A 21674-nucleotide genomic window follows, 5' to 3' on the forward strand; every position below is an offset into this window, starting at 1 on the left:
TATTTGTGAGAAGTTTTGTATAAAGAAATAGAAATAATGAATTGATTTTGCTGCGGCGTGAATGGAGTTTGGCCTGACGCTGTTGATCAATTACGTGATCATATTAGTGATTTTTTTATTATGATTGCACGCTATATGGAAAGGCCACGCGCGTTTATACGGGATGCGTGATGATGCCATGCTGAAAAACCCCGGCCGTAAAGGCCGGGGGGATTGGCACATCTTATAAAATCGGCGACAATAGCCGTGACACGGATTCCTTGATGCGGATCCATAATGACCGCTGCTGATATTCCTCGTAGGTGTATTTTCTGGAAACGAGCAAATCTTCTTTAAATGTAGAAACCAGTTTTTTGGCAATGTTGATATCATAAATAAATGCATTAACCTCAAAATTCAGCCTGAAGCTTCGGACGTCGATATTCGCTGTCCCGACTGATGCAATTTCGTCATCCACAACGATTGTTTTCGCATGGATAAAGCCATTATCGTAAATATAGACGGTGGCTCCGGCCTTTAAAAGATCCCCGATATACGAAAGCGTGGCCCAGTATACAAAAGCATGATCAGGCTTGTTCGGTATCATAATGTTGACATCAATGCCTGACAGGCACGCGATCCTCAATGCATCCAGCAGGCTTGCGTCCGGAATAAAATAAGGTGTTTGTATCAAAATGTTCCGCTTGGCGTTTGAAATCATTTTGATGTAGCCGTTTTTAATTTGTTCCCATTCGGAATCGGGCCCGCTCGTAACAATCTGCATCCCGACGTTTCCCTTTGGGCTGCAATCGGGAAAGTGGTTCGGGATATAGGTGAGCGTATGATGATGTGAAGCTTGGTTCCAGTCAAGGATGAATCGTGTCTGAATGGCGTGAACGGCCGTTCCCTGCAATCGAATATGGGTATCGCGCCAATAGCCGAACTTCGGATTGAGCCCGAGATATTCATCCCCGACATTAAACCCTCCGACATAACCGGTTATGCCGTCTATGATAACAAGCTTTCGGTGGTTGCGGTAATTCAGCCGAAGGTTAATCGGCCTGAGCTTTGAAGGGAAAAAGACCTCCACATGCCCGCCGGCCTCACGCAGTTCTTTAAAAAACTTTTTGCGCAGCGTTCTGGACCCGAGCTCATCATACAAAACCCTGACCTGAACACCTTCTTTCGCTTTTTGAATGAGGGCGTCCCGCAATTTTTTTCCTAATTCATCACCTTTGTAAATATAATATTGTAGATGGATATGATCCTTTGCCTTTGATATGTCATGTAAAAGCCGCTGAAACTTATCACGTCCGTCTGTTATGACATCAACTGAATTATCCTCTGTAAAGACAGCGTGATTATTCATGATGAGCATATATATTAAATCCTTATTATCAAAGGTTGCCCGGTTGTTGAACTGAAATTGCCTGTTTTCTAATTCTTCAAGCTGATGCTGCAGCAGCTTTTCGATGCCGATTTTCTTGCGATCCTCCCATTGAAACAAATGCTTGCGTCTGAGATTATGACCGAATAATAGGTATAAAATAAAGCCTAAAACGGGAATAAAGAAAAGAACAAGCAGCCAAGCCCATGATGCACTGGCATCGCGCCGTTCTTTGAATATGACAATGATGGCCAAAAGAATATTCAAAATGAAAAAAAGTGACAAAAGGATGGAAGAAATACTCACTTTGTAACCCCGCTAATTCATATTTATCAAGAAGATTGCCATTAGTATTCCATGAATAACAGCAATCTGATTCCCATTACAAATTATAACACTGACTTTTTAAAAGAATAAAGTGTGTTGATCCAGATTCTTCGCGAAAAACACGGGCAGATTTCTTTAAAACCAGCTTGCACCTGCGTTAAAATAAACTCATATGATAACGTTCGTGAAGCCTTGCAAAATCAAATAAAGGGGGAGAATTACATGAACTTTTACAGAATTGAACAAATGCCGGGGTTCATTAAAACAGAAATGCAAAAAATTCAAAAGGCTGTACAGCCTTTAATGAAGAAAACTGTCATCTACCGTTTTCTTGCTGTTCCGCTTGCTGCATTCTCTCTCTTTAATTTGGCTGCTTTCCTTTTTCATGCTTCAGCAGACAGAGAGTCTCTGATCAGCGCCGGACTTTTTGCGCTTCTTGCTGCACTTGGATTAGCATTTTTTAAAGAAGCGGGCTATCAGCATAAACAAATTCAAAAGACCGTTCATATCTATATGCTGAACAGAATCAAAAAGAGCGAAATTCTTTCAGAAGAGCGCAAAAACACGTATACGCGCCAGATCAAGGAAGAACCGTTTGCGATGCGGAGCTTTGTTGAGTTTTTGACTGAAGAAGACAGACGCAAGAAAATGCTGTATTAAAAAAGAGCTGACATGGGTCAGCTCTTTTTATTCAAATACGGGCTCATCTTCATAATAATAGGAATCCGGGTCTTCATACGTATCCATATCCTCAAAAGCGGCGATGCCGACAAATACGAGGAAGAAAATGAGCAAAATGATTCCGATAAGGCCTGCGGCGATACTTGATGCAGCGTAGAATAATTGCATTTTAATAAATTTTCCGTAGTTCTCCAGCATGCTTTCACCCGCACTGCCGGTCAGATTTCCGCTCGTCTCTTTTGCTGATTTTGCTGACCGCATCAGAAATACGCCTGAAATAATGAGCAGAACGCCTGGAATAGCGCCTATGACTGTCATTAAAGCCGACAGGGCAGCCAGCGCGCCCATGACAATCAAAAGAATTCCTGTTATTTTGCCCCACTTTGCAATGTCTGAAAGCGATTTGACAGCAGCAGCGCTCAGCTCACGTTTTTCGCCCGCTGTGCTGCCGTTCTCCTGCTCAATCACGCTGTTTTCTTCGTGATGAGTTTCAATATGGTTTTCATCTTTATCAAGACTAATCATGATAGCTCTCTCCCTAATATTTTTAAGTCATATCGCTTGCCGTCCATTTCGGCAATGCCGGGGAATAACCCCCATTCCTTGAAACCGTGCTTTTCAAACAGCTTCAGGCTAGGCTTGTTATGTCCGAAAATGAAGGCCATAAGCGAGCGGATGCCAAGCTCCGGCGCGATGCGGAGCGCTTCCTGAAGCAAATGCGTTCCGGCGCCTTTGCCGCGGCATGATTCATGAATGTATATGCTGATCTCGGCTGTTTTATTATAAGCAGGCCTGCCGTAAAATCTTTCGAAGCTGATCCAGGCAGCCACGTCCCCGCTTTCATCCTCAGCAACATACAGCGGCCGTTCGTCTGTATGTCCCAAAAACCATGCCATCCGGTCTTCCGGAGTTACCGGTTCAGTATCGGCTGTTACCATTCGCGAGGCAATCGTAGAGTTATAAATCGCTACAACCGCTTCTATATCCTTTTTTTCAGCAAGACGTAATGTTAAGTTCATACGTATCTTGTTCTCCTCTCAAAAAAATTACATATTTTCTTATCAGCCTGCACAAACTATATCTAAAAAAGTTTTTTATATCGATGTATATATTTTCAGAAAAGTGTTCAGAATGTTGCTGAGGTGATGAAACAATGAGAGAGGAAGAAAAGAAAACTTCTCAAGTCAAAAAACTTCAGCAGTTTTTTCGTAAACGCTGGGTGTTCCCTGCAATTTACTTAGTCAGTGCGGCCGTCATTTTAACAGCTGTCCTTTGGTATCAATCTGTATCAAATGATGAGGTAAAGGATCAGTTAGCTGATAACGGCGGAAGCTCCGCGTATGACAACAACGACGATGCAGTTGAAGTAGGAAAGTCTATGGAAAATGTCGCAATGCCGGTTGTTGATTCTGAAAACGTTTCTGTTGTGAAAAAGTTCTATGAAACTGATGCCGCAAAAGAAGAAAAAGAAGCAGCACTCGTTACCTATAATAACACGTACAGCCTAAGCAAAGGAATTGACTTAGCTGAGAAAGACGGAAAAGATTTCGATGTTTCTGCTTCTCTAAGCGGTACGGTTGTCAAAGCTGAAAAAGATCCAGTGCTGGGATATGTTGTGGAAATCGAACATGCTGATGGGTTATCTACTGTGTATCAATCACTTTCTGAAGTAGGTGTTGAGCAAGGCGACAAGGTGAAGCAAAACCAGGTCATCGGAAAGTCTGGCAAGAACCTTTACAGCGAAGAAAGCGGCAACCACGTACACTTTGAAATCCGTAAAGACGGAGTTGCTATGAACCCGCTGAACTTTATGGACAAGCCGGTTTCTTCTATTGAAAAAGCGGCAGCTGCAGAAGAAAAAGCTGCAACTGAGGAAACAGAAGAATCCATTCAGCAATCATCAGAAAAAAAGGATGGTTCGACTGAAAAAGGAACTGACGAAAAATCCGAGGACAAAACGGATGATTCAACTGACAAATCAGGTTCCAAAGAAAGCAGCACAACAGAAGGCACTGAACAGTCCTAATGAAGAAAACGTCTATCGGTGTGATAGGCGTTTTTTTTGTTACTTTTTGTTTCACTGTGCCGTCTATGTATTTACATGCACAAGATGCCGCTGGAAAGGAGGCTGTTTTTATGCATCGTCTATTACTCGCAGGCTGGATCTTCTTCATTTTACTCTCTGTCTGTACAGAAAGCTTCAGTGATATGGTGGTGTCGCAGACAGTGGCATTTCACTTTCATCCGCATCCTGATCTATACCGATTTTTAGACATGGATTTTACTCAGCTGACCACGCCTGAAGCTGTGATTCAAAAAATCGGGCACGCGTTTTCTTTCTTCGTGCTGACATATTTGCTCTGGAAGCAATGGAGCCGTATAAAATGGGCCTCGGCCGGAGCATTCGTGTTTGCCGTTTTTACGGAAATCATTCAGCTTTTCTTCAGCAGAAACGGCTGTATCCGGGATGTGCTCATTGACAGTGTTGGGATTGCTCTGTTTCTTGGATTATTTGTTATCGCAAAGCGGAAAAAACATGAGGTGTATGAAAAATATTAAAGCCGGCGCTCTGCATTCAGAGGCCGGCTTTTTTGCTTAGAAATTTTGATCGGTTGGTTTTTTCGTAATCTTGTTGATAATCGCTTCATAGATTCGAACGATGAAATCAACGAACGGGCGAAGAAGATCTGAAAATCTAAAGAACAGGAACCCGATAATGATCGCGACAACAAGACTGCCCAACACATCTACAGGATAGTGATGTCCCACCCAAATTCGTGAAAAACCGGTCAAAAGCCCGAAGATGACGAGCGGCCAGCCGATTTTACGGTTTCTGAAAAGCATTGCAATCGAAATAGCTAGCGCTCCCGTTGTGTGGTCACTCGGAAAAGAAGCATCTGCATCGTGCGGAATCAGCGTATGCACTGTGTGAGCGACGAAAGGGCGTGGTTCAACATAAACTTGTGTAATCAAGAAATTAATCACAAGACCCGCAATTCCTGTAATTCCTGCGTAAAGCACGTTCTTTCTGCTTTGTGTGTTCCCGAACAGCCACATCACCAATAAGATAAGCGCATAGGCAACGATCGCGTATTCCGTTATGAAAACCATAATGGAATCGAGAACAGAATTGTGATGAGATAATCCATGGATAGCTTTAAATATTTCGTAATTCAAATAATCACCTTTTACATTTTTATATTAAGTAGACTCATCTTACTCAGAAAAAGTTTCAAATAAAAATAGAGATTGTCTGAAATCATGGTGCTTGAAGAGGATTCGAATGGGTACCGCGGTTTCTGGGGGTTTTTTCTGTTCGCAAAAAAAGAGATCCGGAGTGTCCGAATCTCTTAACGATATTACAGCGCTTCAGGTCCTTCTTCGCCGGTGCGGATATTAATCGTATTGCCGATTTCATAGACAAAGATTTTACCGTCACCCGGTGATCCCGTTTTCAGAACCCGCTTAGCGGTCTCAGTTACTTGATCAACAGGAACCTTGCTGACCACGATTTCGATTTTTAACCGTTCATATACATTGCTTTCTATTTTTACCCCTCGATAAAGCTCCGTATGTGCTTTTTGAAGCCCGCAGCCGTGAACATTGGAGAAGGTCAGAGAGGTGACTCCGATTTTTCCGAGTTCCTGCTTCAGCTTTTCAAAATTTGCCGGACGCGTTACAATTTCTACCTTGAACATTTGACCGCTCATAGCGTCACTCCTCACATAGAATCTTGATATGCTTTTTCCCCGTGCATTGTTAAATCAAGCCCGAGTGATTCTTCTTCTTCGGTTGCGCGTAGGGGAAGGAAGAGGCCTACAATTTTAATAATAACGAATGTGACAATAAATACAAAAACATAAGTTGCGGCGATCGCTACAATTTGTTTCCAGATTAAACTTGCATCCCCGTAGAATAAACCATCTGCACCAGCGGAGTTGACTGAAGTTGTTGCGAACAATCCTGTCGCGATGCCGCCCCATGTGCCGCCGATGCCGTGCAGGCCAAAGGCGTCAAGTGCGTCATCATATCCGAATTTCTGTTTCAGCGAGAAGACACCCCAGAAACAAACCGCTCCGCCAATGATGCCAATGATAATAGAAGAAAACGGTGTGACAAACCCGGCCGCCGGCGTAATGGCCACAAGTCCTGCGATCGCTCCTGATACCGCGCCGAGCATCGTCGGTTTTTTGTTGATGATCCATTCAACCAATATCCAGCCGGCAATCCCCGCTGCAGCTGCCGTGTTTGTATTAATAAAGGCGTACATGGCCACATCGTTTAATGTCAGGGCGCTGCCGACGTTAAAACCGAACCAGCCGAACCAAATCAGGGCGCCTCCCAAGAAGGTGTAAATGAGGTTATGCGGAGAAGACGCTGTGCCGTCTTTCCGTTTGCCGAGCACGATGGCCAGAACAAGGCCGGCCACCCCGGAAGAAATATGAACAACGTTTCCGCCTGCGAAATCAAGCGCGCCAAGCTGGCCGATCCAGCCTCCGCCCCATACCCAGTGAGCAACCGGCGTGTAAACCAATGAAACCCATAAAACCGAGAATAAAAGAAAAGCGCCGAATCGCATCCGCTCTGCGAAAGCCCCGGAAATGATAGCAGTTGTCAGAACCGCGAACGTCATTTGGAACATCATAAATAATGAATGGGGAATCGTGTCGCTGTAATCACCCGGATCAAATCCGACCCCCTTCAGACCTGCCCACTCCAGTCCGCCAATGATTGAATTGCCTGGTGCGAAGGCAAGTGTATATCCGAACAGCACCCAAACGATGGAAACGATGGCGATGGAAGAGAAACTGTGCATTGCTGTACTCAGCACATTTTTGCTTTTTACCATTCCTCCATAAAATAACGCTAACCCCGGGGTCATCAGCCACACGAGTAAAGCGCAAAAGAACATAAATACTGTATCGCCCATTTGCATGTCTCATTCCTCCGTATCTTTCAGAATAAAAGCAATTATTATATTTCTTCATTATAGAGAAAAAAGAATGATAAAACATTTTCATGTGAGATTTCCTAACATGTTTTTTTAGTGTGTGTTATCGATGCGGGCGAAGAAAGAAAAATGGTATTTGCCACACAAGACTTTATGCCTATAAAATAATTCTGTTTTTATGAGAAAAAAGGGAATTGACAATAAATAGAATTATATATAGTGTATTAAGTGTACTAGTTAATATAATACACTAAGGGGGATGCGATATGAATAAAGGCAGCAGGCTGCTGAGAGCGTTAAGAAAGTCCATTCCGGCGACATTCCGGTTGTTTTTGGCCTTTAATTTTGTTGTGTACGGCCTGGCGAAAGTGGTCATGGGGCAGTTTGGGGAAGTAACACCTGAAATTGCAGCTGGAGTAGGAAAGGGATTTGCAATTGCATGGACATTTTTCGGTTATTCTCATGTCTATGAAGTATTTATAGGCTTTGGGGAAATCATTGCTGCAGTTTTGCTGTTGATTCCAAGAACATCTGCGTTAGGCGCCGTTGTATTTATGCCGATTATTGTGAACATCGTCATGATTAACTATTGTTTTGATATTGGCGTGCAGGATCTCAGTACGATATTAATGATCATGTGTTTGATTCTGCTTTGGATTGACCGCCGCAAATTTATGGGCATGTTTAATCAGCAGCCGATTAACGGCAGGCAGGTGACGAAGCTATGACAACTTTTATGATCACAGTGCTTGCTGGTATGTTTGCATGCACCACCTTTTATTTTTATATAAAAGAAAAATCGTGAGATAAGCGCTTCTCCTGAGAATTTCACAAGCGTCATGCAAGAATTCATCTGAAGTGAAGAGTAAAATATGGAATGCGAGAAACACTAACAGCATCAGGAGGAAACGCAAAATGAACACACTTACCATTGATTTTCAAAACACAGCATTGGTTATCATTGATCTGCAAAAAGGAATTGTGCCAATAGACAAAAGCGGACAGGTTGTTCCGAATGCGAAAAAGCTTGTTGATGAATTCCGAAAGCATAACGGCTTTATCAGCTTTGTGAATGTAGCCTTCCATGACGGAGCGGATGCGCTAAAGCCGGAAACGGATGAACAGGCGCAGGAAGGTTCAGGTGAAATGCCGGTGGATTGGGCGGAATTTGTTCCGGAAATCGGTGTGCAGGACGGAGATTACATAGTGACCAAACGCCAGTGGGGCGCATTTTTCGGCACGGACTTAGATTTGCAGCTGAGACGCCGCGGCATTGATACGATTGTACTGTGCGGCATTGCCACAAATATCGGAGTGGAAAGTACGGCTCGCGAGGCCTTTCAGCTTGGCTATCAGCAGATTTTTATTACCGACGCGATGTCCACGTTCAGTGAGGATGAGCATGAAGCCACACTGCGCTTTATTTTTCCGAGAATCGGTAAATCGCGGACAACAGAAGAATTTTTATCTCAAGTGAAATGAAAATATCAAAAAAGAGCCGTGCTGTCTTTTTAACGGCGGTAGCTTCAGGAACGATGCTGAATCCGCTGAACTCGTCTATGATTTCTCTGGCGCTCCACAGCATCCAGCATGAGTTTCGCCTGTCGTTTACGACGGTTTCCTGGCTGATCTCCTCTTTCTATTTGGCGAGTGCTGTGGCCCAGCCTGTGACGGGAAAGCTTGGCGATTTGATTGGGCGGAAAAGGTTGTTTTTATATGGGCTTATTCTTGTGGCGGTTTCCGCCATCGGGGCGCCGCTTGCGCCAACCTTTATGACATTATTGGTCATGCGGCTGTTTCAATCGGTGGGGAGCAGTGCGATTTATCCGTCGGGAGTCGGGCTGATACGAAATCACATACATGAGCGCCAGGCTTCAGCCATGGCGGTGCTGTCCATATTTGCATCTGCAATGACGGCGCTGGGGCCGACAGTCGGCGGCTTTTTGATTGTCTGGGGCGGCTGGCCGGCGATTTTTATCGTCAATCTGCCGTTTATTATCCTAAGCTTCCTATTAGGGATGTATATGTTCCCGAAGGATCAGAAAAAAGGGGTGGGGATCAGAGCGGTTATCCGGCAGCTAGATGTTCCGGGAATCCTTTTGTTTGCCGGCGGGATCATTTTGCTCCTGTCCTTTTTGCTTTCATTCAGCACATCCCCGCATGCGTCAGAAGGTGTGATTGGTGTCATTCTGCTTGTGTCATTTGTCTGGCGTGAGCTGAAAACGGAGAAGCCGTTTATTGATGTCCGTTTGTTTAAAACGCAGCGAAGCCTGTCAGCGGTATACGTTCAGTTTATTTTACTCAATGTATTCTTCTACTGTTTATTTTTCGGCCTGCCGAGTTATTTTCAGGATGAAATGCATCTTTCTGTCCAAACGAGCGGTCTGTTTATGCTGTTCATGTCAGGAATGAGCATCGCTGTATCGCCTATTACAGGTAGGTGGATTGACCGATCGGGAGTCATCGAGCCGATTTTGGCGGGGGCGCTTCTGATGACGGCTGGCGCTGTGCTCTTAACGGTCTTTTTTATCAGCGTTCCGGTCATCGGGAAAGGCTTGATCCTGTCGCTGCTCGGCATCGGTTACGGACTTGGAAACGTGGCGCTTCAGGCGGCGATGCTGAAAACGAGCCCTTCAGACATGGTGGGAACGACCTCGGGGCTGTTCCAAACGTGCCGTTACCTCGGCTCAATTTTATCCTCCGTGATTCTGGGCCTTCTGTTCGGTAAAGAGATTACAGCGGCTCATTTTGATATCATGGGAATGATCCTTATTGCTGTAGGCGCATTGAGTCTCTTCATGGCTTTGAGATTCACCGCCTTAATGAAAACAAGAATATGAGAAAAGAGACAGATATGCGAGTCTGTCTCTTTTTCTTGTTTAGGATGCTCAAAAATGAATAAAAGGATTGTGTATCATAGCCAATGTATTTATCCGACTTTTCAGTTATATTACGTAACATGCCATGTTAGAAAACAATACATATAACGGAAGATAGACAATGCTGAAAGGGGAGCCGGCTATGGAGTTAAAAGAGAGTCAGCAGCAATCAAACAGGCTGAGCAATGAGGATCTGCTGCCTTTAGGGCAGGAAAAACGCACTTGGAAAGCAATGAACTTTGCCTCGATTTGGATGGGGTGCATACATAATATTCCGACCTACGCGACAGTGGGCGGATTAATTGCAATCGGGCTTTCACCGTGGCAGGTGATGGCGATCATTATTACGGCCTCGCTTATTTTGTTTGGCGCACTCGCCTTAAACGGGCATGCAGGGACAAAATACGGGCTGCCGTTTCCTGTGATTATCCGGGCTTCATATGGAATTTACGGCGCAAACATTCCGGCGCTTCTGAGGGCTTTTACAGCCATTATGTGGCTTGGCATTCAAACCTTTGCCGGAAGCACGGCGCTGAACATTTTGCTGTTAAATATGTGGCCCGGCTGGGGAGAGATTGGCGGGGAGTGGAATATTCTGGGCATTCACTTGTCTGGTTTCCTCTCTTTCGTATTCTTTTGGGCTGTGCATTTACTCGTATTGCATCACGGCATGGAATCAATTAAGCGTTTCGAGGTATGGGCAGGTCCTTTAGTATATGTGGTGTTTGGCGGCATGGTATGGTGGGCGGTCGATATAGCCGGAGGACTCGGGCCGATCTATTCGCAGCCTGGAAAATTTCATACGTTTTCAGAAACATTTTGGCCGTTTGCTGCCGGAGTCACCGGCATTATCGGCATTTGGGCGACGTTAATTTTAAACATACCTGATTTTACACGGTTTGCTGAAACGCAAAAAGAGCAGATTAAAGGCCAGTTTTACGGCTTGCCTGGAACCTTCGCATTATTTGCGTTTGCCAGTATTACGGTGACCTCCGGTTCGCAGGTTGCTTTCGGCGAGCCGATTTGGGACGTGGTTGATATTTTAGCGAGGTTTGATAATCCTTATGTCATCGTATTATCTGTGATTACACTCTGTATTGCCACCATATCAGTTAATGTCGCAGCAAACATCGTGTCTCCGGCTTATGATATTGCGAATGCTTTGCCGAAATATATTAATTTTAAACGAGGCAGCTTTATTACAGCCCTGCTCGCTTTATTTACGGTTCCGTGGAAGCTCATGGAGAGCGCAACCAGCGTTTATGCGTTTCTCGGTTTAATCGGCGGCATGCTCGGTCCGGTGGCGGGCGTCATGATGGCTGATTACTTTATTATTCGCAAGCGGGAGCTTTCGGTTGATGACCTTTATTCCGAAACCGGACGGTATGTGTATTTTAAAGGGTATAACTACCGGGCATTCGCAGCCACGCTTTTAGGCGCACTGATCTCATTAATCGGAATGTATGTCCCCGCATTAAAAGGCTTATATGACATCTCATGGTTTGTAGGTGTGCTGACATCATTTCTTGTCTATATTGCTCTGATGCGGATTCACCCGCCGATATCATCGGCTATTGGAAAGTATGATTCTGGGCAGGTGCGTCGAGCTGAATAAGAACTTATGCAGGTGAAATTTGAGATGGTTTTCCATAAATGGATAACTTATAATGATATAAGAAAATCCATTCTAAATAGAAATGAGAATCCAATATGAAAATATCATTTTTTATTTCTGCGGCAGCCGTTTTAACTGCTGTTATTATCGCTTTAACCTATGATAAGACGGCAGCAAATGAACAAGACTCAGTGAACTGCTTATATGTTTCTCCTGACGGCAATGATCAAAATGAAGGGACGAAAACAAAGCCATTTCGTACACTGGCGCATGCCGCTAAGGAAGCTGTTGCCGGAACAACCGTAATCATCCGGGAAGGCACGTATGATGAACCGCTTGATGTGAAGCATAGCGGCGCGGATGGAAAGCCTATCACGTTTCGAAGCTATCAGGACGAGAAAGCAGTCATTACCGGGAAATCGATGACGAGCGCAGAATATGAAACGCCGTTAATCCGCATAGACAATAAACATTACATCACAATCAGCGGTTTAACGATTGAGAATCTCTCTGTTTCATCTGAAGAAGCAACCGCCATGGGAATTTATGTGACTGGATCCAGCAGCCATATCACGATTAAGGATAATCATGTTCGGAATATAAAAACAACGGCGGACGAGGGCAATGCCCACGGAATTGCGGTTTATGGGACGGGAAGCATGAAAGACATTAAGATTACGGATAATACCGTTGAAAAGCTGACACTCGGAGCGAGTGAAGCGGTTGTGCTGAACGGAAACATTGACGGCTTTACGATTGCAGGCAATCTGGTCCGTGATAATAACAATATTGGCATCGATCTTATCGGATATGAAGGAACGGCAGATCAAAACGATTATGTTCGAAACGGCGTCGTAGAAAACAATACTGTCTATCATCATTCAACTTTCGGAAATCCCGCTTATGGAGATGAGTACTCAGCGGGCGGAATATATGTCGACGGAGGACGCAATATTGACATAAGGAAAAACACGGTTTACAGAAACGATATCGGTATTGAAGCAACCTCTGAGCACAAAGGAAAATATGCTGAGGATATAAAGATTACCGACAACAAAGTGTACCAGAATGCGTACACGGGTATTTCAATCGGCGGATATGACAAAGAGCGTGGCGGCACCACCGGTTCTGTGATTGCTCACAACATTATTTTCCGCAACGATACAAAAGAGCTGTATGGCGGACAGCTATTGCTGCAGCACGATACAAAAAACAACGTAATAGAAAAGAACATCATGACGGCAAGTGATTCAAGGCTGTTTATTGCCAACGAATTTAAAACCAATGAAGGAAATACAGTCAATCATAACGTTTACCATAAGGAAGCAGGTAAGGACGGCTTATGGATGTGGAAACAGACTGAATACGACTCGTTTTCATCTTATCAAAAAGCAACGAAAAATGATGTCGGTTCTATTTATGCAGATCCGATGTATCGTGACGAAGAGTCTTTTGATTTTACATTAGATCCGGATTCACCTGCGCGTCCGATTATTGAATCATGAAAGAAGCGGCATTCTATTCCGTTCAACGGAGCAGAATGCCGTTTTTTTATGCAAAAAAAGACTGCCGGCAAACTCCGGCAGTCTGACAAGCTATTCTGCAATCGACACTTTTCCTTCAGGTTCGGCGACAGCCGTTTTTTTCTGGCTCCATGCATAGAGGAGAAGAGAAATCAGAACAAATAGACCCGCTGTTAAGTAAATAGATGAGAAGCCAGCGGAAGCAACGAATAATCCGAACACATACGATCCAGCGGCAATTCCGCTGTCAAAGAACGTAAAGAACGTCGCTGTCGCAAATCCTGAACGGTGTGCCGGTGAATTTTGTATCGCCAGCGTTTGCATGCACGGCACGATTGAGCCGTATCCGAGTCCGATCACCGCTCCGGATAATAGCAGCATCCAGCTGCTATGCGTAAAGGCAAGCATGCAAAGTCCGACAGAGAAAATCAGGATTGAAGGGTAAATCACAATCCCCGGTCCGACTTTGTCGAACAGTTTGCCTGTAAACGGACGCGCGACCATCATCGTAACGGCAAAGCATACAAAGAAGTAGCCGCTGACATTTAATAGATCAATAGACTTAGCAAAAACGGACAAAAATGCCGTAACTGTTGAATAACAGAATGATATAAACAACCCTACAATCGCAATCTTAAGCGCGCCTTTTTCAAACATATCCGACAGAGAGAAGCGGAATACAGTCGTTCCGCTGCTGAGGCTGTTTGGCACTTTAATGAGTAATGTAACAAACAGCCCGACAATCATAAACAACGCAAAAATTGTAAAGAAGACAGAGAAAGGCACAATTTTCACCAGGCTCAATCCGAGAAACGGACCGATAGCCATTGCGAGGTTCATAGACATGGCAAAGTATCCAAGCCCTTCGCCGCGGCGTTTAACTGGAATGATATCAGCTGCGATCGCGCCGGTTACAGTGGTTAAAATACTGAACCAGATTCCTTGGAAGAACCGCAATCCAAGCAGCAGATAGAAGTTATGAATTGGCAGGTAAAGAAAAGACGAAAGGGCAAAAATTGCCATCGATACAATCGCCATTCTCTTTTTCCCAAACCGTTCTATAATAGCTCCTGAAAAAGGGCGTGTGAAAATGGCGGATAACAGGAACAGACTGATCAACAGCCCTCCCTGAGATTCAGTACCTCCCAGCTCCTGCATCATATAGATAGGCAGAACAGTTAAAAATGTATAAAAGAACACAAAAACAAACAAGTTCACGAGAACGACCATAATAAAATCTTTGGTCCAAATCGGTTCAGACTTTTTCAAATGTATGTCACTTCCTTAATTCATTGTTGTAAAAACAAACGAAATAAATGAGAAAACGCTTCTTTATCTTCATCACGGAAATCTGCAAGCAGTTCTTCCTCAAATTTAAGCATTTTCACATTGATTTCTTCGTATTTTTTCTCTGCTTCTTTTGTGAGGACAACGAGTTTTTCCCGTTTGTCTTCACCTTGCCGTCTCTGTACCCAGCCGTTTTCTTCAAGGCGTTTGATCGTCCGGGTCACCGTTGGCGCTTCCACATTTAAATAGGACCAAATCTCCTTTTGAGTCATTGGTCCGATCGTACGCAAACAATATAAAATTGACCATTGAGATGAGTAAAGGCCGAATGGCTCCAGCTGTTCATTGGCTTTTTTGGCAATCAGGCGGGCGCTTTGGTTGATTTGATGAATGAGGTGTCTGTTGACGTAGGTCATTTCGGTCTCCTTCTAAAAAAACTTACCTAAGTAACTAATTGCTTTTTTCATTTTACAGGAGCGATGAAAGGATGTAAAGATATAAATTTAGTGACGCGAAATAATTAGCCGAAGTCGAAAAGTTCATTTCACCCCTTGTCCTTATTGAGTTTTTAGCATATTCCCACAAGAATGCTAATACACTGTTACAAACCTAACAAAGAGAGTGTTTGAGGTGAGGGATCGTGGGCATATTTCACAAACTTACTTTTAAAACCATACAACAAAGAAGCTGCATAATGAATGACTCTTTACAGAATACGGATCTCATTTCACACTTCTCACATCCATTTTAGGGAGGTCGAGTGGTGTGCACGATTACATCAAAGAGCGAACAATCAAGATAGGAAAGTACATCGTGGAGACAAAGAAAACCGTTCGTGTCATTGCGAAGGAATTTGGTGTTTCCAAAAGTACAGTACACAAGGATTTAACAGAGCGTCTGCCTGAAATCAATCCTGACTTGGCAAACGAAGTGAAAGAAATACTCGATTATCATAAATCCATCAGGCATTTAAGAGGAGGAGAAGCAACAAAACTCAAGTATAAAAAGGATGAAATTCTTGAAGGAGAACCCGTTCGCCAGCCATAATCACTTAGGAAAAATCAACTGCATTGTCTTCCGGAAATCGTTTGTAAATCATCCGCAAAAATTTGTAAAGAACTTAATGTGCTTCCAACTTTTTTTCTATATTTTATGATAATATATATAATTAGGGCACAATGTGGATATTTACTGTGAAACAGATTTTCAAGGAGGATATAAATAGATGTTTGCAAGGGATATTGGTATTGACCTCGGTACTGCAAATGTACTGATCCATGTTAAAGGTAAAGGAATTGTTCTGAATGAACCTTCCGTAGTTGCACTTGATAAAAACAGCGGCAAAGTGCTGGCGGTTGGCGAAGAGGCAAGACGAATGGTTGGACGTACACCTGGGAATATTGTTGCGATTCGCCCGCTGAAAGACGGAGTTATTGCTGATTTTGAAGTAACAGAAGCAATGCTGAAACATTTTATTAACAAGCTGAACGTAAAAGGCCTGTTCTCAAAACCGCGCATGCTTATTTGCTGCCCGACGAATATTACATCAGTTGAGCAAAAAGCAATCAAAGAAGCTGCTGAAAAAAGCGGCGGTAAACATGTGTACCTTGAAGAAGAACCGAAAGTTGCCGCTATTGGCGCGGGTATGGAAATATTCCAGCCGAGCGGTAACATGGTTGTAGACATCGGAGGCGGGACGACGGATATCGCAGTCATCTCAATGGGCGATATTGTCACCTCCTCTTCTATTAAAATGGCTGGGGACAAGTTTGACATGGAAATCTTAAATTACATCAAACGCGAGTACAAGCTGCTGATCGGCGAACGTACTGCGGAAGATATTAAGATTAAAGTCGCAACAGTTTTCCCAGACGCACGTCAAGAAGAAATTTCCATTCGCGGACGGGACATGGTTTCAGGTCTTCCAAGAACAATTACAGTAAACAGCAAAGAAGTAGAAGAAGCCCTTCGTGAATCTGTAGCTGTTATTGTGCAGGCAGCGAAACAAGTGCTTGAAAGAACACCGCCTGAACTGTCCGCTGATATCATTGACCGCGGCGTTATCATTACCGGTGGAGGCGCGCTCTTAAACGGCCTCGACCAGCTGCTCGCTGAAGAGCTGAAGGTTCCGGTGCTTGTCGCTGAAAATCCAATGGATTGTGTGGCGGTCGGCACAGGTGTTATGCTTGATAATATGGACAAGCTTCCTAAACGCAAACTAAGCTGATCACTCAAACCTCATTCTGAAAAAGAATGGGGTTTTTTTATGAAAACTCTTCACGAATTGATGAGAAATGCCGATAATAGGATAAAATACTTATTTGTATTATAGAACGAATGTTCCTACATGACAACTGGAAAAAATGCCATTTTAGAGGTGGAAAACTTGTTAAAAGGATTATATACCGCAACATCCGCAATGATTGCCCAGCAGCGCAGAACGGAAATGCTTTCAAATAATATCGCAAACGCAAATACATCCGGATATAAAGCAGAACAAGGCTCGATGCGTGCGTTCCCTGAGATGCTTCTCAGCAGAATTGAAGCAAAATCTCCGGCCGGCACATCGAAAACAGAAATCGGTTCCGTTAATACCGGTGTATATATGCAGGAGCTTAAGCCTCTTTTCACACAGGGAAGCCTTAAGTCGACGGATCAGCCTACAGACATCACATTGATTGAACATCAAGTTCCGGTAAATGCAGAAACAAATGAAAATGCGGCCCTTTTTTATCCGGTTCAAACGGCGAATGGTGTCCGTTATTCCAAAAGCAGCACGTTTTCTTTAAATGAGAACAATCAGCTGACAATCAACGGAAATACCATTTTATCCACGACAGGACAGCCGATTACGGTCGATAATGAAAATTTCACTGTGTCTGAAAACGGTACTGTTACTGCGAACGGACGAACAGCCGGACAGATTGATGTCAGAATGGCAGAGGACGTCAGAAATCTAAAAAAAGATGGCAATGATTTGTACAGCACGGCTGACGGAAATGACCTGCCGAGTGCGGCTGGCAATAACCAAGTATCCTATTCATTAAAACAAGGCGTTTCCGAGCTTTCGAATGTTGATGTGACGAGCGCCTATACAGAAATGACTGAAGCGTACAGATCGTTTGAAGCAAACCAGAAGGTCATTCAGGCGTATGACAAAAGTATGGACAAAGCAGCCAATGAAATCGGAAAAATATAAGATAACGGAAGAAAAAACGGGGGACATCAACTATGCTCAGGTCAATGCTAACGGCATCAACAACCTTAAACCAGCTGCAGCAGCAGATTGACACAATCAGCAGCAACCTTTCCAACAGCAACACAACCGGCTATAAGGCTAAGGATACGAATTTCTCTGAGCTCGTCAGACAGCAATTCGATCAGGTTGATGAAAAAAATGAAGAAGTGGCACAATCCCGAAAAACGCCGCCCGGCTTGCGCCTTGGTGTCGGAGCGATGATGAATTCACGGCTTGTATCCGATCAAGGAAGCATTAAGAAGACGGAGCGCGATCTGGATATCGCTTTTACGTCTCCTTACCAATACCTCCAGGTTAACGTGAATGGCAATCGCCAATATACGAGGGACGGAGCGCTTTATTTATCGCCTTCCGCTGATAATGCCAACCAGCTTCAGCTCGTGACAGGCAACGGTCATCCCGTGCTTGATGAAAACGGCAATGCAGTAAACATAGACAGCTCAATGAAAAAAATCACGATCAATGAAAACGGGACCTTAACCGCATCTAACGGGAATACGGTGCAGCGGTTTAATCTCGGGGTTGTCCAAGTGAACAATCCTCAAGAGCTGAAATCCGAAGGAAATAATCTTTTCTCCATTGATAATGCAGCAGCCTTTGAAGAGCTGAATGGCGCAAACAGACAAAACATCGGCATGCAGCAGGGTGCACTTGAGATGTCAAATGTGGATATTTCTAAGCAAATGACAGATTTGATTGCGTCTCAGCGTTCTTATCAGCTGAACAGCAGAACGATCACAATGGGTGATCAGATGCTCGGTTTGATTAATTCTGTAAGATAATCGAAAGATGGGCGTTTTCAATCAGCCGCGCATAATAAAAAAGGCGGCTTTTTCGAAATCGTCCTTTTTTTTGTAGTATTCCGTGATGTCCTCCAAAAGCACCTCTAAATCCACCCAAGCTTCGATTTTTTCTAATTCAAGCACATATTCAAGCAAGGTATCATAAGGATCTTCAGCAGACGTATAGAGCGCTTCAAGTGTTTTTAGTTTCAATTGAATTGTTTGAATGTTTACCTTTTCAGATAATTCTTTCCCTTTTTGCAAAACCGCTTTTCCTTCTGAGATCTTTTCTGTTTTAAAAAGAGCTCTGACGGATTCATACACACAGTGCAGATAGGATACTGGAGAATTGGTTTCAAATTCATGATTCTTCAATACCTTTTTAAAGTAGAGAAGAGCTTCATGGTCCTTCTTTTCGGTTGCTTTTAAAAAGCCCAAATTATAATAAGCGTGGCACAGCAGATTATCGTCATTTACCTGCTGGGTTTTCCTGATGATTTCTTTGAAAAGCTGTTCAGCCTCATCATAGCGCTCTTGATCAATATAGTTTACAGCGAGGAGCAGTTTGCAGCTGATCACCTTTTTGACATAGCCGAATTGATGCAAGTAGATATTTAATGCTTTTTCAACATATTGGATGGAAAGCGGCGGTGATTTCATCAAGTAATAGGCGCCGGCGGTTTGATAATAAAAGTCAGCGGCTTCAAATGCGTTTTGAATCGCGTGCAGGTACTGCTCAGCTTTTTTAAAACCATTCACCGCATGCTTCGGAGCGGTTTTGACCATTTCATATAATCCTGAGAAAAAATGCAGATAATATTTCAATTCATCATCCATTTTGTCTTCCTGTTCATATAACTCATGGAATAATGAATCCATCCCGTCCTGGTTTTCAAAAAGGAGCTGGTGGCGTGCGAAGAACAGTTGATAACGCATCCAAAGTTTTGTGTTCTTTTTAAGTTTCGGAAGGTGCTGGTCGATTTTCTCTTTAAGTGCTGCTGCGTCATCCATTTTACGTTTGCCAATAGCGGTATACCACTCGTCTAACATTTTTTGAATTCTTTTTTCAATCAACTTCGAAATCATTTTCCTACCTCTTTGCTAATGGTAAAATCTATAATTATCATATCACAACTTTTGACGGCTCTCATTGACAGTTGGTTACACTTTGGGCGCCGGTTGAAAAAGAGGTTAATTCATAATATACTTTTCAAATGTACAGATTAGATCATAAATGATTGCTATACATACTAACGCAGATGAAGGAGATGTCAAGAGAATGCTTGATACTCAGCAAATTAAAGAAATTATTCCTCACCGCTATCCGTTTTTGCTCGTAGACCGGATTACGGAAGTTGAAGAGGGCAAACGGGCAAAAGGCTATAAAAATGTAACTGCTAATGAAGAGTTCTTTAACGGACATTTTCCACAGTATCCGGTAATGCCCGGCGTATTAATTGTAGAAGCGCTTGCTCAAGTCGGGGCTGTTGCGATGCTGATTAAAGAAGAAAACCGCGGCAGATTGGCGTTTTTTGCAGGCATTGACAATTGCCGGTTTAAAAAACAAGTGAAACCTGGTGACCAGCTTCACCTTGAGGTGGAAATCACTCGTGCGAGAGGCACAATCGGGCGCGGAAAAGGCGTTGCCAAAGTTGACGGCGAAGTGGTTTGCGAAGTTGAACTGACTTTTGCCCTCGGCGATTAAGTGAAAAGAGACAGATGGGCAGCGGCACATTTGTCTTTTTTTCTTTCAAAACAAAAAAAGCAGGTGATTGTATGTGGAAAGAGTTTAAGACCTTTGCCATGCGCGGGAACATTGTTGACCTTGCGATTGGTGTTGTAATAGGGGGCGCGTTCGGTAAGATCGTCACATCGCTCGTTAATGATATCATTATGCCTTTAGTTGGCTTGCTTCTGGGAGGGCTTGATTTTTCGGGGCTGTCCTTTACATTCGGTGATGCGGTCGTCAAATACGGCAGCTTCATTCAAACCATTGTAAATTTCTTAATCATATCGTTCTCTATTTTTATTGTGATTCGGACTTTGAATCAATTGAAGCGTAAGAAAGAAGCGGAAGAAGAGGCTGAGGCGGAAGCGGCGGATGCGCAAGAAGAGCTGCTGAAAGAAATCAGAGATCTGCTGAAGCAGCAAACAAGGTCACCGGAATAAAAAAGACTGCCGTCTGAGACGGCGGTCTTTTTTATGGCAGAACATATTTCTTCAAAATGTCCATTGTCATGCTTTTCGCTTCTGTGCCGGTACCGTCAATGTTCGTCACGAAACTGTACACTCCGTTTTCGGTTTTGACAAAGCCTGCATACCAGCCGATGCCTGAGCCTGAACCGGTTTTTCCATAAAGCGTATAATGATCCTCATCTTCCTGAATCATCATCCGCTTCACTGTCTTCATTACGCTTTTATCAAATGGCAGTTTTTCTTTGTATAAGGCTTCCATAAAGTCCGTTTGTTCCAGAGGAGAAATCTTAAGCGTGCTGCTCAGCCAAAATTGGTCAATGCCGCCGCTGATATCTTGATTGCCGTACGCTATTTTATCAATCCATTCTTTCATTCGCTCTTCTCCGATGTCTCGGGCCATCGCTTGATAATACCAAACAACGGAGTATCTCATGGCAGATCCTAGCGTGTGATCCTGATTCCATACATCGAGCTCACGTTTTACACCGTCCCAGTATTTGATGTCATATTCATCTTTAACGGCGCCTGTTTGTAATCCAATGAGCGCGTTTGGGACTTTAAAAGTCGATTGCGGCGCAAATCTTTGTGTCGCGCGTTGATCGCCGTAGACGAATGTTTTTTCATTTTTCAGATCACGTAAGATAAAAGTTCCGTCGTGATCAGTGAAAAACTCATTGACATTCATTTTCTTTAGATTAGGACTCTTCCCGGCAGCAACAGCTTCTCTAGGTGTTTGCAAACTTGATGTCAAAAGGACAGCTGCGCCGATAAGTGATAAAACAACCGCTTGAATTTTTCGCTTATTCAT

The 21674-nt window shown here is 43.6% G+C and carries 25 protein-coding genes; 15 read left to right on the forward strand and 10 right to left on the reverse strand.

Going from position 1 to position 21674, the window contains the following annotated elements; translation table 11 throughout:
- Positions 1 to 223: 223 nt before the first annotated feature.
- A complete protein-coding gene (gene cls, locus DIC78_RS12685; RefSeq protein WP_024123134.1) occupies positions 224 to 1672 on the reverse strand; it encodes a cardiolipin synthase in 1449 nt (482 codons plus the stop codon).
- A gap of 243 nt (positions 1673 to 1915) precedes the next feature.
- Between cls and DIC78_RS12690 the strand changes: the two genes are divergently transcribed.
- Positions 1916 to 2353, forward strand: a complete 438-nt coding sequence (locus tag DIC78_RS12690; RefSeq protein ID WP_024123133.1) for a DUF5392 family protein — start codon at positions 1916 to 1918, stop codon at positions 2351 to 2353.
- Positions 2354 to 2380: 27 nt separating this feature from the next.
- Here DIC78_RS12690 and DIC78_RS12695 read toward each other — a convergent pair whose 3' ends face one another.
- The gene (locus tag DIC78_RS12695) at positions 2381 to 2899 is read right to left on the reverse strand and encodes a DUF5362 family protein (protein ID WP_106019703.1); all 519 of its coding nucleotides are present in this window, start codon (positions 2897 to 2899) and stop codon (positions 2381 to 2383) included.
- The gene (locus DIC78_RS12700) at positions 2896 to 3393 is read right to left on the reverse strand and encodes a GNAT family N-acetyltransferase (RefSeq protein ID WP_044159687.1); all 498 of its coding nucleotides are present in this window, start codon (positions 3391 to 3393) and stop codon (positions 2896 to 2898) included. Before DIC78_RS12700 ends, DIC78_RS12695 begins: the two co-directional genes overlap by 4 nt.
- A 134-nt stretch (positions 3394 to 3527) precedes the next feature.
- On the opposite strand from DIC78_RS12700, the gene spoIIQ reads away from it, so the two are divergent.
- Positions 3528 to 4400 (forward strand): stage II sporulation protein SpoIIQ, encoded by an 873-nt coding sequence (spoIIQ, locus tag DIC78_RS12705; protein WP_024123130.1) that lies wholly within the window; start codon positions 3528 to 3530, stop codon positions 4398 to 4400.
- 110 nt (positions 4401 to 4510) lie between these two features.
- Positions 4511 to 4933, forward strand: a complete 423-nt coding sequence (locus DIC78_RS12710; protein ID WP_106022025.1) for a VanZ family protein — start codon at positions 4511 to 4513, stop codon at positions 4931 to 4933.
- A gap of 36 nt (positions 4934 to 4969) precedes the next feature.
- Here the strand turns inward: DIC78_RS12710 and bcrC are convergent, their stop codons facing one another.
- From bcrC to amtB, 3 genes are all read right to left on the reverse strand, one after another.
- Positions 4970 to 5551, reverse strand: a complete 582-nt coding sequence (gene bcrC, locus DIC78_RS12715; protein ID WP_024123128.1) for an undecaprenyl-diphosphate phosphatase BcrC — start codon at positions 5549 to 5551, stop codon at positions 4970 to 4972.
- 182 nt (positions 5552 to 5733) lie between these two features.
- Positions 5734 to 6084, reverse strand: coding sequence for a P-II family nitrogen regulator (locus DIC78_RS12720; protein WP_010332189.1), 351 nt, complete (start codon positions 6082 to 6084; stop codon positions 5734 to 5736).
- A gap of 11 nt (positions 6085 to 6095) precedes the next feature.
- Positions 6096 to 7310 carry an ammonium transporter AmtB gene (gene amtB / locus DIC78_RS12725; RefSeq protein ID WP_024123127.1) on the reverse strand — a complete coding sequence of 405 codons (1215 nt, stop codon included), beginning with the start codon at positions 7308 to 7310 and terminating at the stop codon, positions 6096 to 6098.
- 281 nt (positions 7311 to 7591) lie between these two features.
- Here amtB and DIC78_RS12730 point away from each other — a divergent pair, with 281 nt between their 5' ends.
- The 5 genes from DIC78_RS12730 (at position 7592) to DIC78_RS12750 (ending at position 13324) form a co-directional block, all read left to right on the forward strand.
- The gene (locus tag DIC78_RS12730; RefSeq protein WP_106019701.1) at positions 7592 to 8053 is read left to right on the forward strand and encodes a hypothetical protein; all 462 of its coding nucleotides are present in this window, start codon (positions 7592 to 7594) and stop codon (positions 8051 to 8053) included.
- A 187-nt stretch (positions 8054 to 8240) separates the two neighbouring features.
- Positions 8241 to 8807 carry an isochorismatase family protein gene (locus tag DIC78_RS12735; protein WP_127696396.1) on the forward strand — a complete coding sequence of 189 codons (567 nt, stop codon included), beginning with the start codon at positions 8241 to 8243 and terminating at the stop codon, positions 8805 to 8807.
- Positions 8804 to 10165: an MFS transporter gene (locus tag DIC78_RS12740; protein WP_106019699.1), complete on the forward strand. Its 1362-nt coding sequence runs from the start codon at positions 8804 to 8806 to the stop codon at positions 10163 to 10165. Before DIC78_RS12735 ends, DIC78_RS12740 begins: the two co-directional genes overlap by 4 nt.
- Positions 10166 to 10346: 181 nt before the next feature.
- On the forward strand, positions 10347 to 11819 hold the full coding sequence (pucI, locus tag DIC78_RS12745) for an allantoin permease (protein ID WP_095712834.1): 1473 nt from the start codon (positions 10347 to 10349) through the stop codon (positions 11817 to 11819).
- Positions 11820 to 11914: 95 nt separating this feature from the next.
- Positions 11915 to 13324 carry a right-handed parallel beta-helix repeat-containing protein gene (locus DIC78_RS12750; protein ID WP_106019698.1) on the forward strand — a complete coding sequence of 470 codons (1410 nt, stop codon included), beginning with the start codon at positions 11915 to 11917 and terminating at the stop codon, positions 13322 to 13324.
- A gap of 90 nt (positions 13325 to 13414) precedes the next feature.
- Here the strand turns inward: DIC78_RS12750 and DIC78_RS12755 are convergent, their stop codons facing one another.
- Both DIC78_RS12755 and DIC78_RS12760 read right to left on the reverse strand, forming a co-directional pair.
- Positions 13415 to 14611: an MFS transporter gene (locus tag DIC78_RS12755; protein ID WP_106019697.1), complete on the reverse strand. Its 1197-nt coding sequence runs from the start codon at positions 14609 to 14611 to the stop codon at positions 13415 to 13417.
- 20 nt (positions 14612 to 14631) lie between these two features.
- Entirely contained in the window at positions 14632 to 15045 is a 414-nt protein-coding gene (locus DIC78_RS12760) for a MarR family winged helix-turn-helix transcriptional regulator (RefSeq protein WP_044159667.1), read from the reverse strand.
- Between the two features lie 224 nt (positions 15046 to 15269).
- Between DIC78_RS12760 and DIC78_RS12765 the strand changes: the two genes are divergently transcribed.
- The 5 genes from DIC78_RS12765 (at position 15270) to DIC78_RS12785 (ending at position 18670) form a co-directional block, all read left to right on the forward strand.
- Positions 15270 to 15380, forward strand: coding sequence for a protein usd (locus DIC78_RS12765; RefSeq protein WP_082687840.1), 111 nt, complete (start codon positions 15270 to 15272; stop codon positions 15378 to 15380).
- A gap of 14 nt (positions 15381 to 15394) precedes the next feature.
- Positions 15395 to 15676, forward strand: a complete 282-nt coding sequence (gene spoIIID, locus DIC78_RS12770) for a sporulation transcriptional regulator SpoIIID (protein ID WP_010332180.1) — start codon at positions 15395 to 15397, stop codon at positions 15674 to 15676.
- 178 nt (positions 15677 to 15854) lie between these two features.
- Positions 15855 to 16856 (forward strand): cell shape-determining protein Mbl, encoded by a 1002-nt coding sequence (gene mbl, locus DIC78_RS12775; protein WP_014115458.1) that lies wholly within the window; start codon positions 15855 to 15857, stop codon positions 16854 to 16856.
- A gap of 159 nt (positions 16857 to 17015) precedes the next feature.
- The gene (locus DIC78_RS12780; protein ID WP_105990828.1) at positions 17016 to 17828 is read left to right on the forward strand and encodes a flagellar hook-basal body complex protein FlhO; all 813 of its coding nucleotides are present in this window, start codon (positions 17016 to 17018) and stop codon (positions 17826 to 17828) included.
- Positions 17829 to 17860: 32 nt separating this feature from the next.
- Complete coding sequence (locus DIC78_RS12785; protein WP_024123118.1) at positions 17861 to 18670, forward strand: flagellar hook-basal body complex protein FlhP; 810 nt, start codon at positions 17861 to 17863, stop codon at positions 18668 to 18670.
- A 21-nt stretch (positions 18671 to 18691) separates the two neighbouring features.
- Here DIC78_RS12785 and DIC78_RS12790 read toward each other — a convergent pair whose 3' ends face one another.
- Positions 18692 to 19756 carry an aspartate phosphatase RapD gene (locus DIC78_RS12790; RefSeq protein ID WP_024123117.1) on the reverse strand — a complete coding sequence of 355 codons (1065 nt, stop codon included), beginning with the start codon at positions 19754 to 19756 and terminating at the stop codon, positions 18692 to 18694.
- 193 nt (positions 19757 to 19949) lie between these two features.
- Between DIC78_RS12790 and fabZ the strand changes: the two genes are divergently transcribed.
- Both fabZ and mscL read left to right on the forward strand, forming a co-directional pair.
- Positions 19950 to 20375, forward strand: coding sequence for a 3-hydroxyacyl-ACP dehydratase FabZ (gene fabZ / locus DIC78_RS12795; RefSeq protein ID WP_106019694.1), 426 nt, complete (start codon positions 19950 to 19952; stop codon positions 20373 to 20375).
- Between the two features lie 71 nt (positions 20376 to 20446).
- On the forward strand, positions 20447 to 20839 hold the full coding sequence (gene mscL / locus DIC78_RS12800) for a large conductance mechanosensitive channel protein MscL (protein ID WP_024123115.1): 393 nt from the start codon (positions 20447 to 20449) through the stop codon (positions 20837 to 20839).
- A gap of 31 nt (positions 20840 to 20870) precedes the next feature.
- Here mscL and blaOXA read toward each other — a convergent pair whose 3' ends face one another.
- Positions 20871 to 21674 (reverse strand): class D beta-lactamase, encoded by an 804-nt coding sequence (gene blaOXA / locus DIC78_RS12805; RefSeq protein WP_101859828.1) that lies wholly within the window; start codon positions 21672 to 21674, stop codon positions 20871 to 20873.

Source organism: Bacillus halotolerans (genome assembly GCF_004006435.1).
GTDB classification, from domain to species: Bacteria; Bacillota; Bacilli; order Bacillales; family Bacillaceae; genus Bacillus; species Bacillus halotolerans.

What these genes read in the sequence shown, in the direction of transcription:
- DIC78_RS12690 (WP_024123133.1), top strand. Translation starts at nt 1,916, where the DNA reads ATGAACTTTTACAGAATTGAACAAATGCCGGGGTTCATTAAAACAGAA.
- DIC78_RS12695 (WP_106019703.1), bottom strand. Translation starts at nt 2,899, where the DNA reads ATGATTAGTCTTGATAAAGATGAAAACCATATTGAAACTCATCACGAA.
- DIC78_RS12700 (WP_044159687.1), bottom strand. Translation starts at nt 3,393, where the DNA reads ATGAACTTAACATTACGTCTTGCTGAAAAAAAGGATATAGAAGCGGTT.
- spoIIQ (WP_024123130.1), top strand. Translation starts at nt 3,528, where the DNA reads ATGAGAGAGGAAGAAAAGAAAACTTCTCAAGTCAAAAAACTTCAGCAG.
- DIC78_RS12710 (WP_106022025.1), top strand. Translation starts at nt 4,511, where the DNA reads ATGCATCGTCTATTACTCGCAGGCTGGATCTTCTTCATTTTACTCTCT.
- DIC78_RS12720 (WP_010332189.1), bottom strand. Translation starts at nt 6,084, where the DNA reads ATGAGCGGTCAAATGTTCAAGGTAGAAATTGTAACGCGTCCGGCAAAT.
- amtB (WP_024123127.1), bottom strand. Translation starts at nt 7,310, where the DNA reads ATGCAAATGGGCGATACAGTATTTATGTTCTTTTGCGCTTTACTCGTG.
- DIC78_RS12730 (WP_106019701.1), top strand. Translation starts at nt 7,592, where the DNA reads ATGAATAAAGGCAGCAGGCTGCTGAGAGCGTTAAGAAAGTCCATTCCG.
- DIC78_RS12735 (WP_127696396.1), top strand. Translation starts at nt 8,241, where the DNA reads ATGAACACACTTACCATTGATTTTCAAAACACAGCATTGGTTATCATT.
- DIC78_RS12740 (WP_106019699.1), top strand. Translation starts at nt 8,804, where the DNA reads ATGAAAATATCAAAAAAGAGCCGTGCTGTCTTTTTAACGGCGGTAGCT.
- pucI (WP_095712834.1), top strand. Translation starts at nt 10,347, where the DNA reads ATGGAGTTAAAAGAGAGTCAGCAGCAATCAAACAGGCTGAGCAATGAG.
- DIC78_RS12750 (WP_106019698.1), top strand. Translation starts at nt 11,915, where the DNA reads ATGAAAATATCATTTTTTATTTCTGCGGCAGCCGTTTTAACTGCTGTT.
- DIC78_RS12760 (WP_044159667.1), bottom strand. Translation starts at nt 15,045, where the DNA reads ATGACCTACGTCAACAGACACCTCATTCATCAAATCAACCAAAGCGCC.
- mbl (WP_014115458.1), top strand. Translation starts at nt 15,855, where the DNA reads ATGTTTGCAAGGGATATTGGTATTGACCTCGGTACTGCAAATGTACTG.
- DIC78_RS12785 (WP_024123118.1), top strand. Translation starts at nt 17,861, where the DNA reads ATGCTCAGGTCAATGCTAACGGCATCAACAACCTTAAACCAGCTGCAG.
- DIC78_RS12790 (WP_024123117.1), bottom strand. Translation starts at nt 19,756, where the DNA reads ATGATTTCGAAGTTGATTGAAAAAAGAATTCAAAAAATGTTAGACGAG.
- fabZ (WP_106019694.1), top strand. Translation starts at nt 19,950, where the DNA reads ATGCTTGATACTCAGCAAATTAAAGAAATTATTCCTCACCGCTATCCG.
- mscL (WP_024123115.1), top strand. Translation starts at nt 20,447, where the DNA reads ATGTGGAAAGAGTTTAAGACCTTTGCCATGCGCGGGAACATTGTTGAC.
- blaOXA (WP_101859828.1), bottom strand. Translation starts at nt 21,674, where the DNA reads ATGAATAAGCGAAAAATTCAAGCGGTTGTTTTATCACTTATCGGCGCA.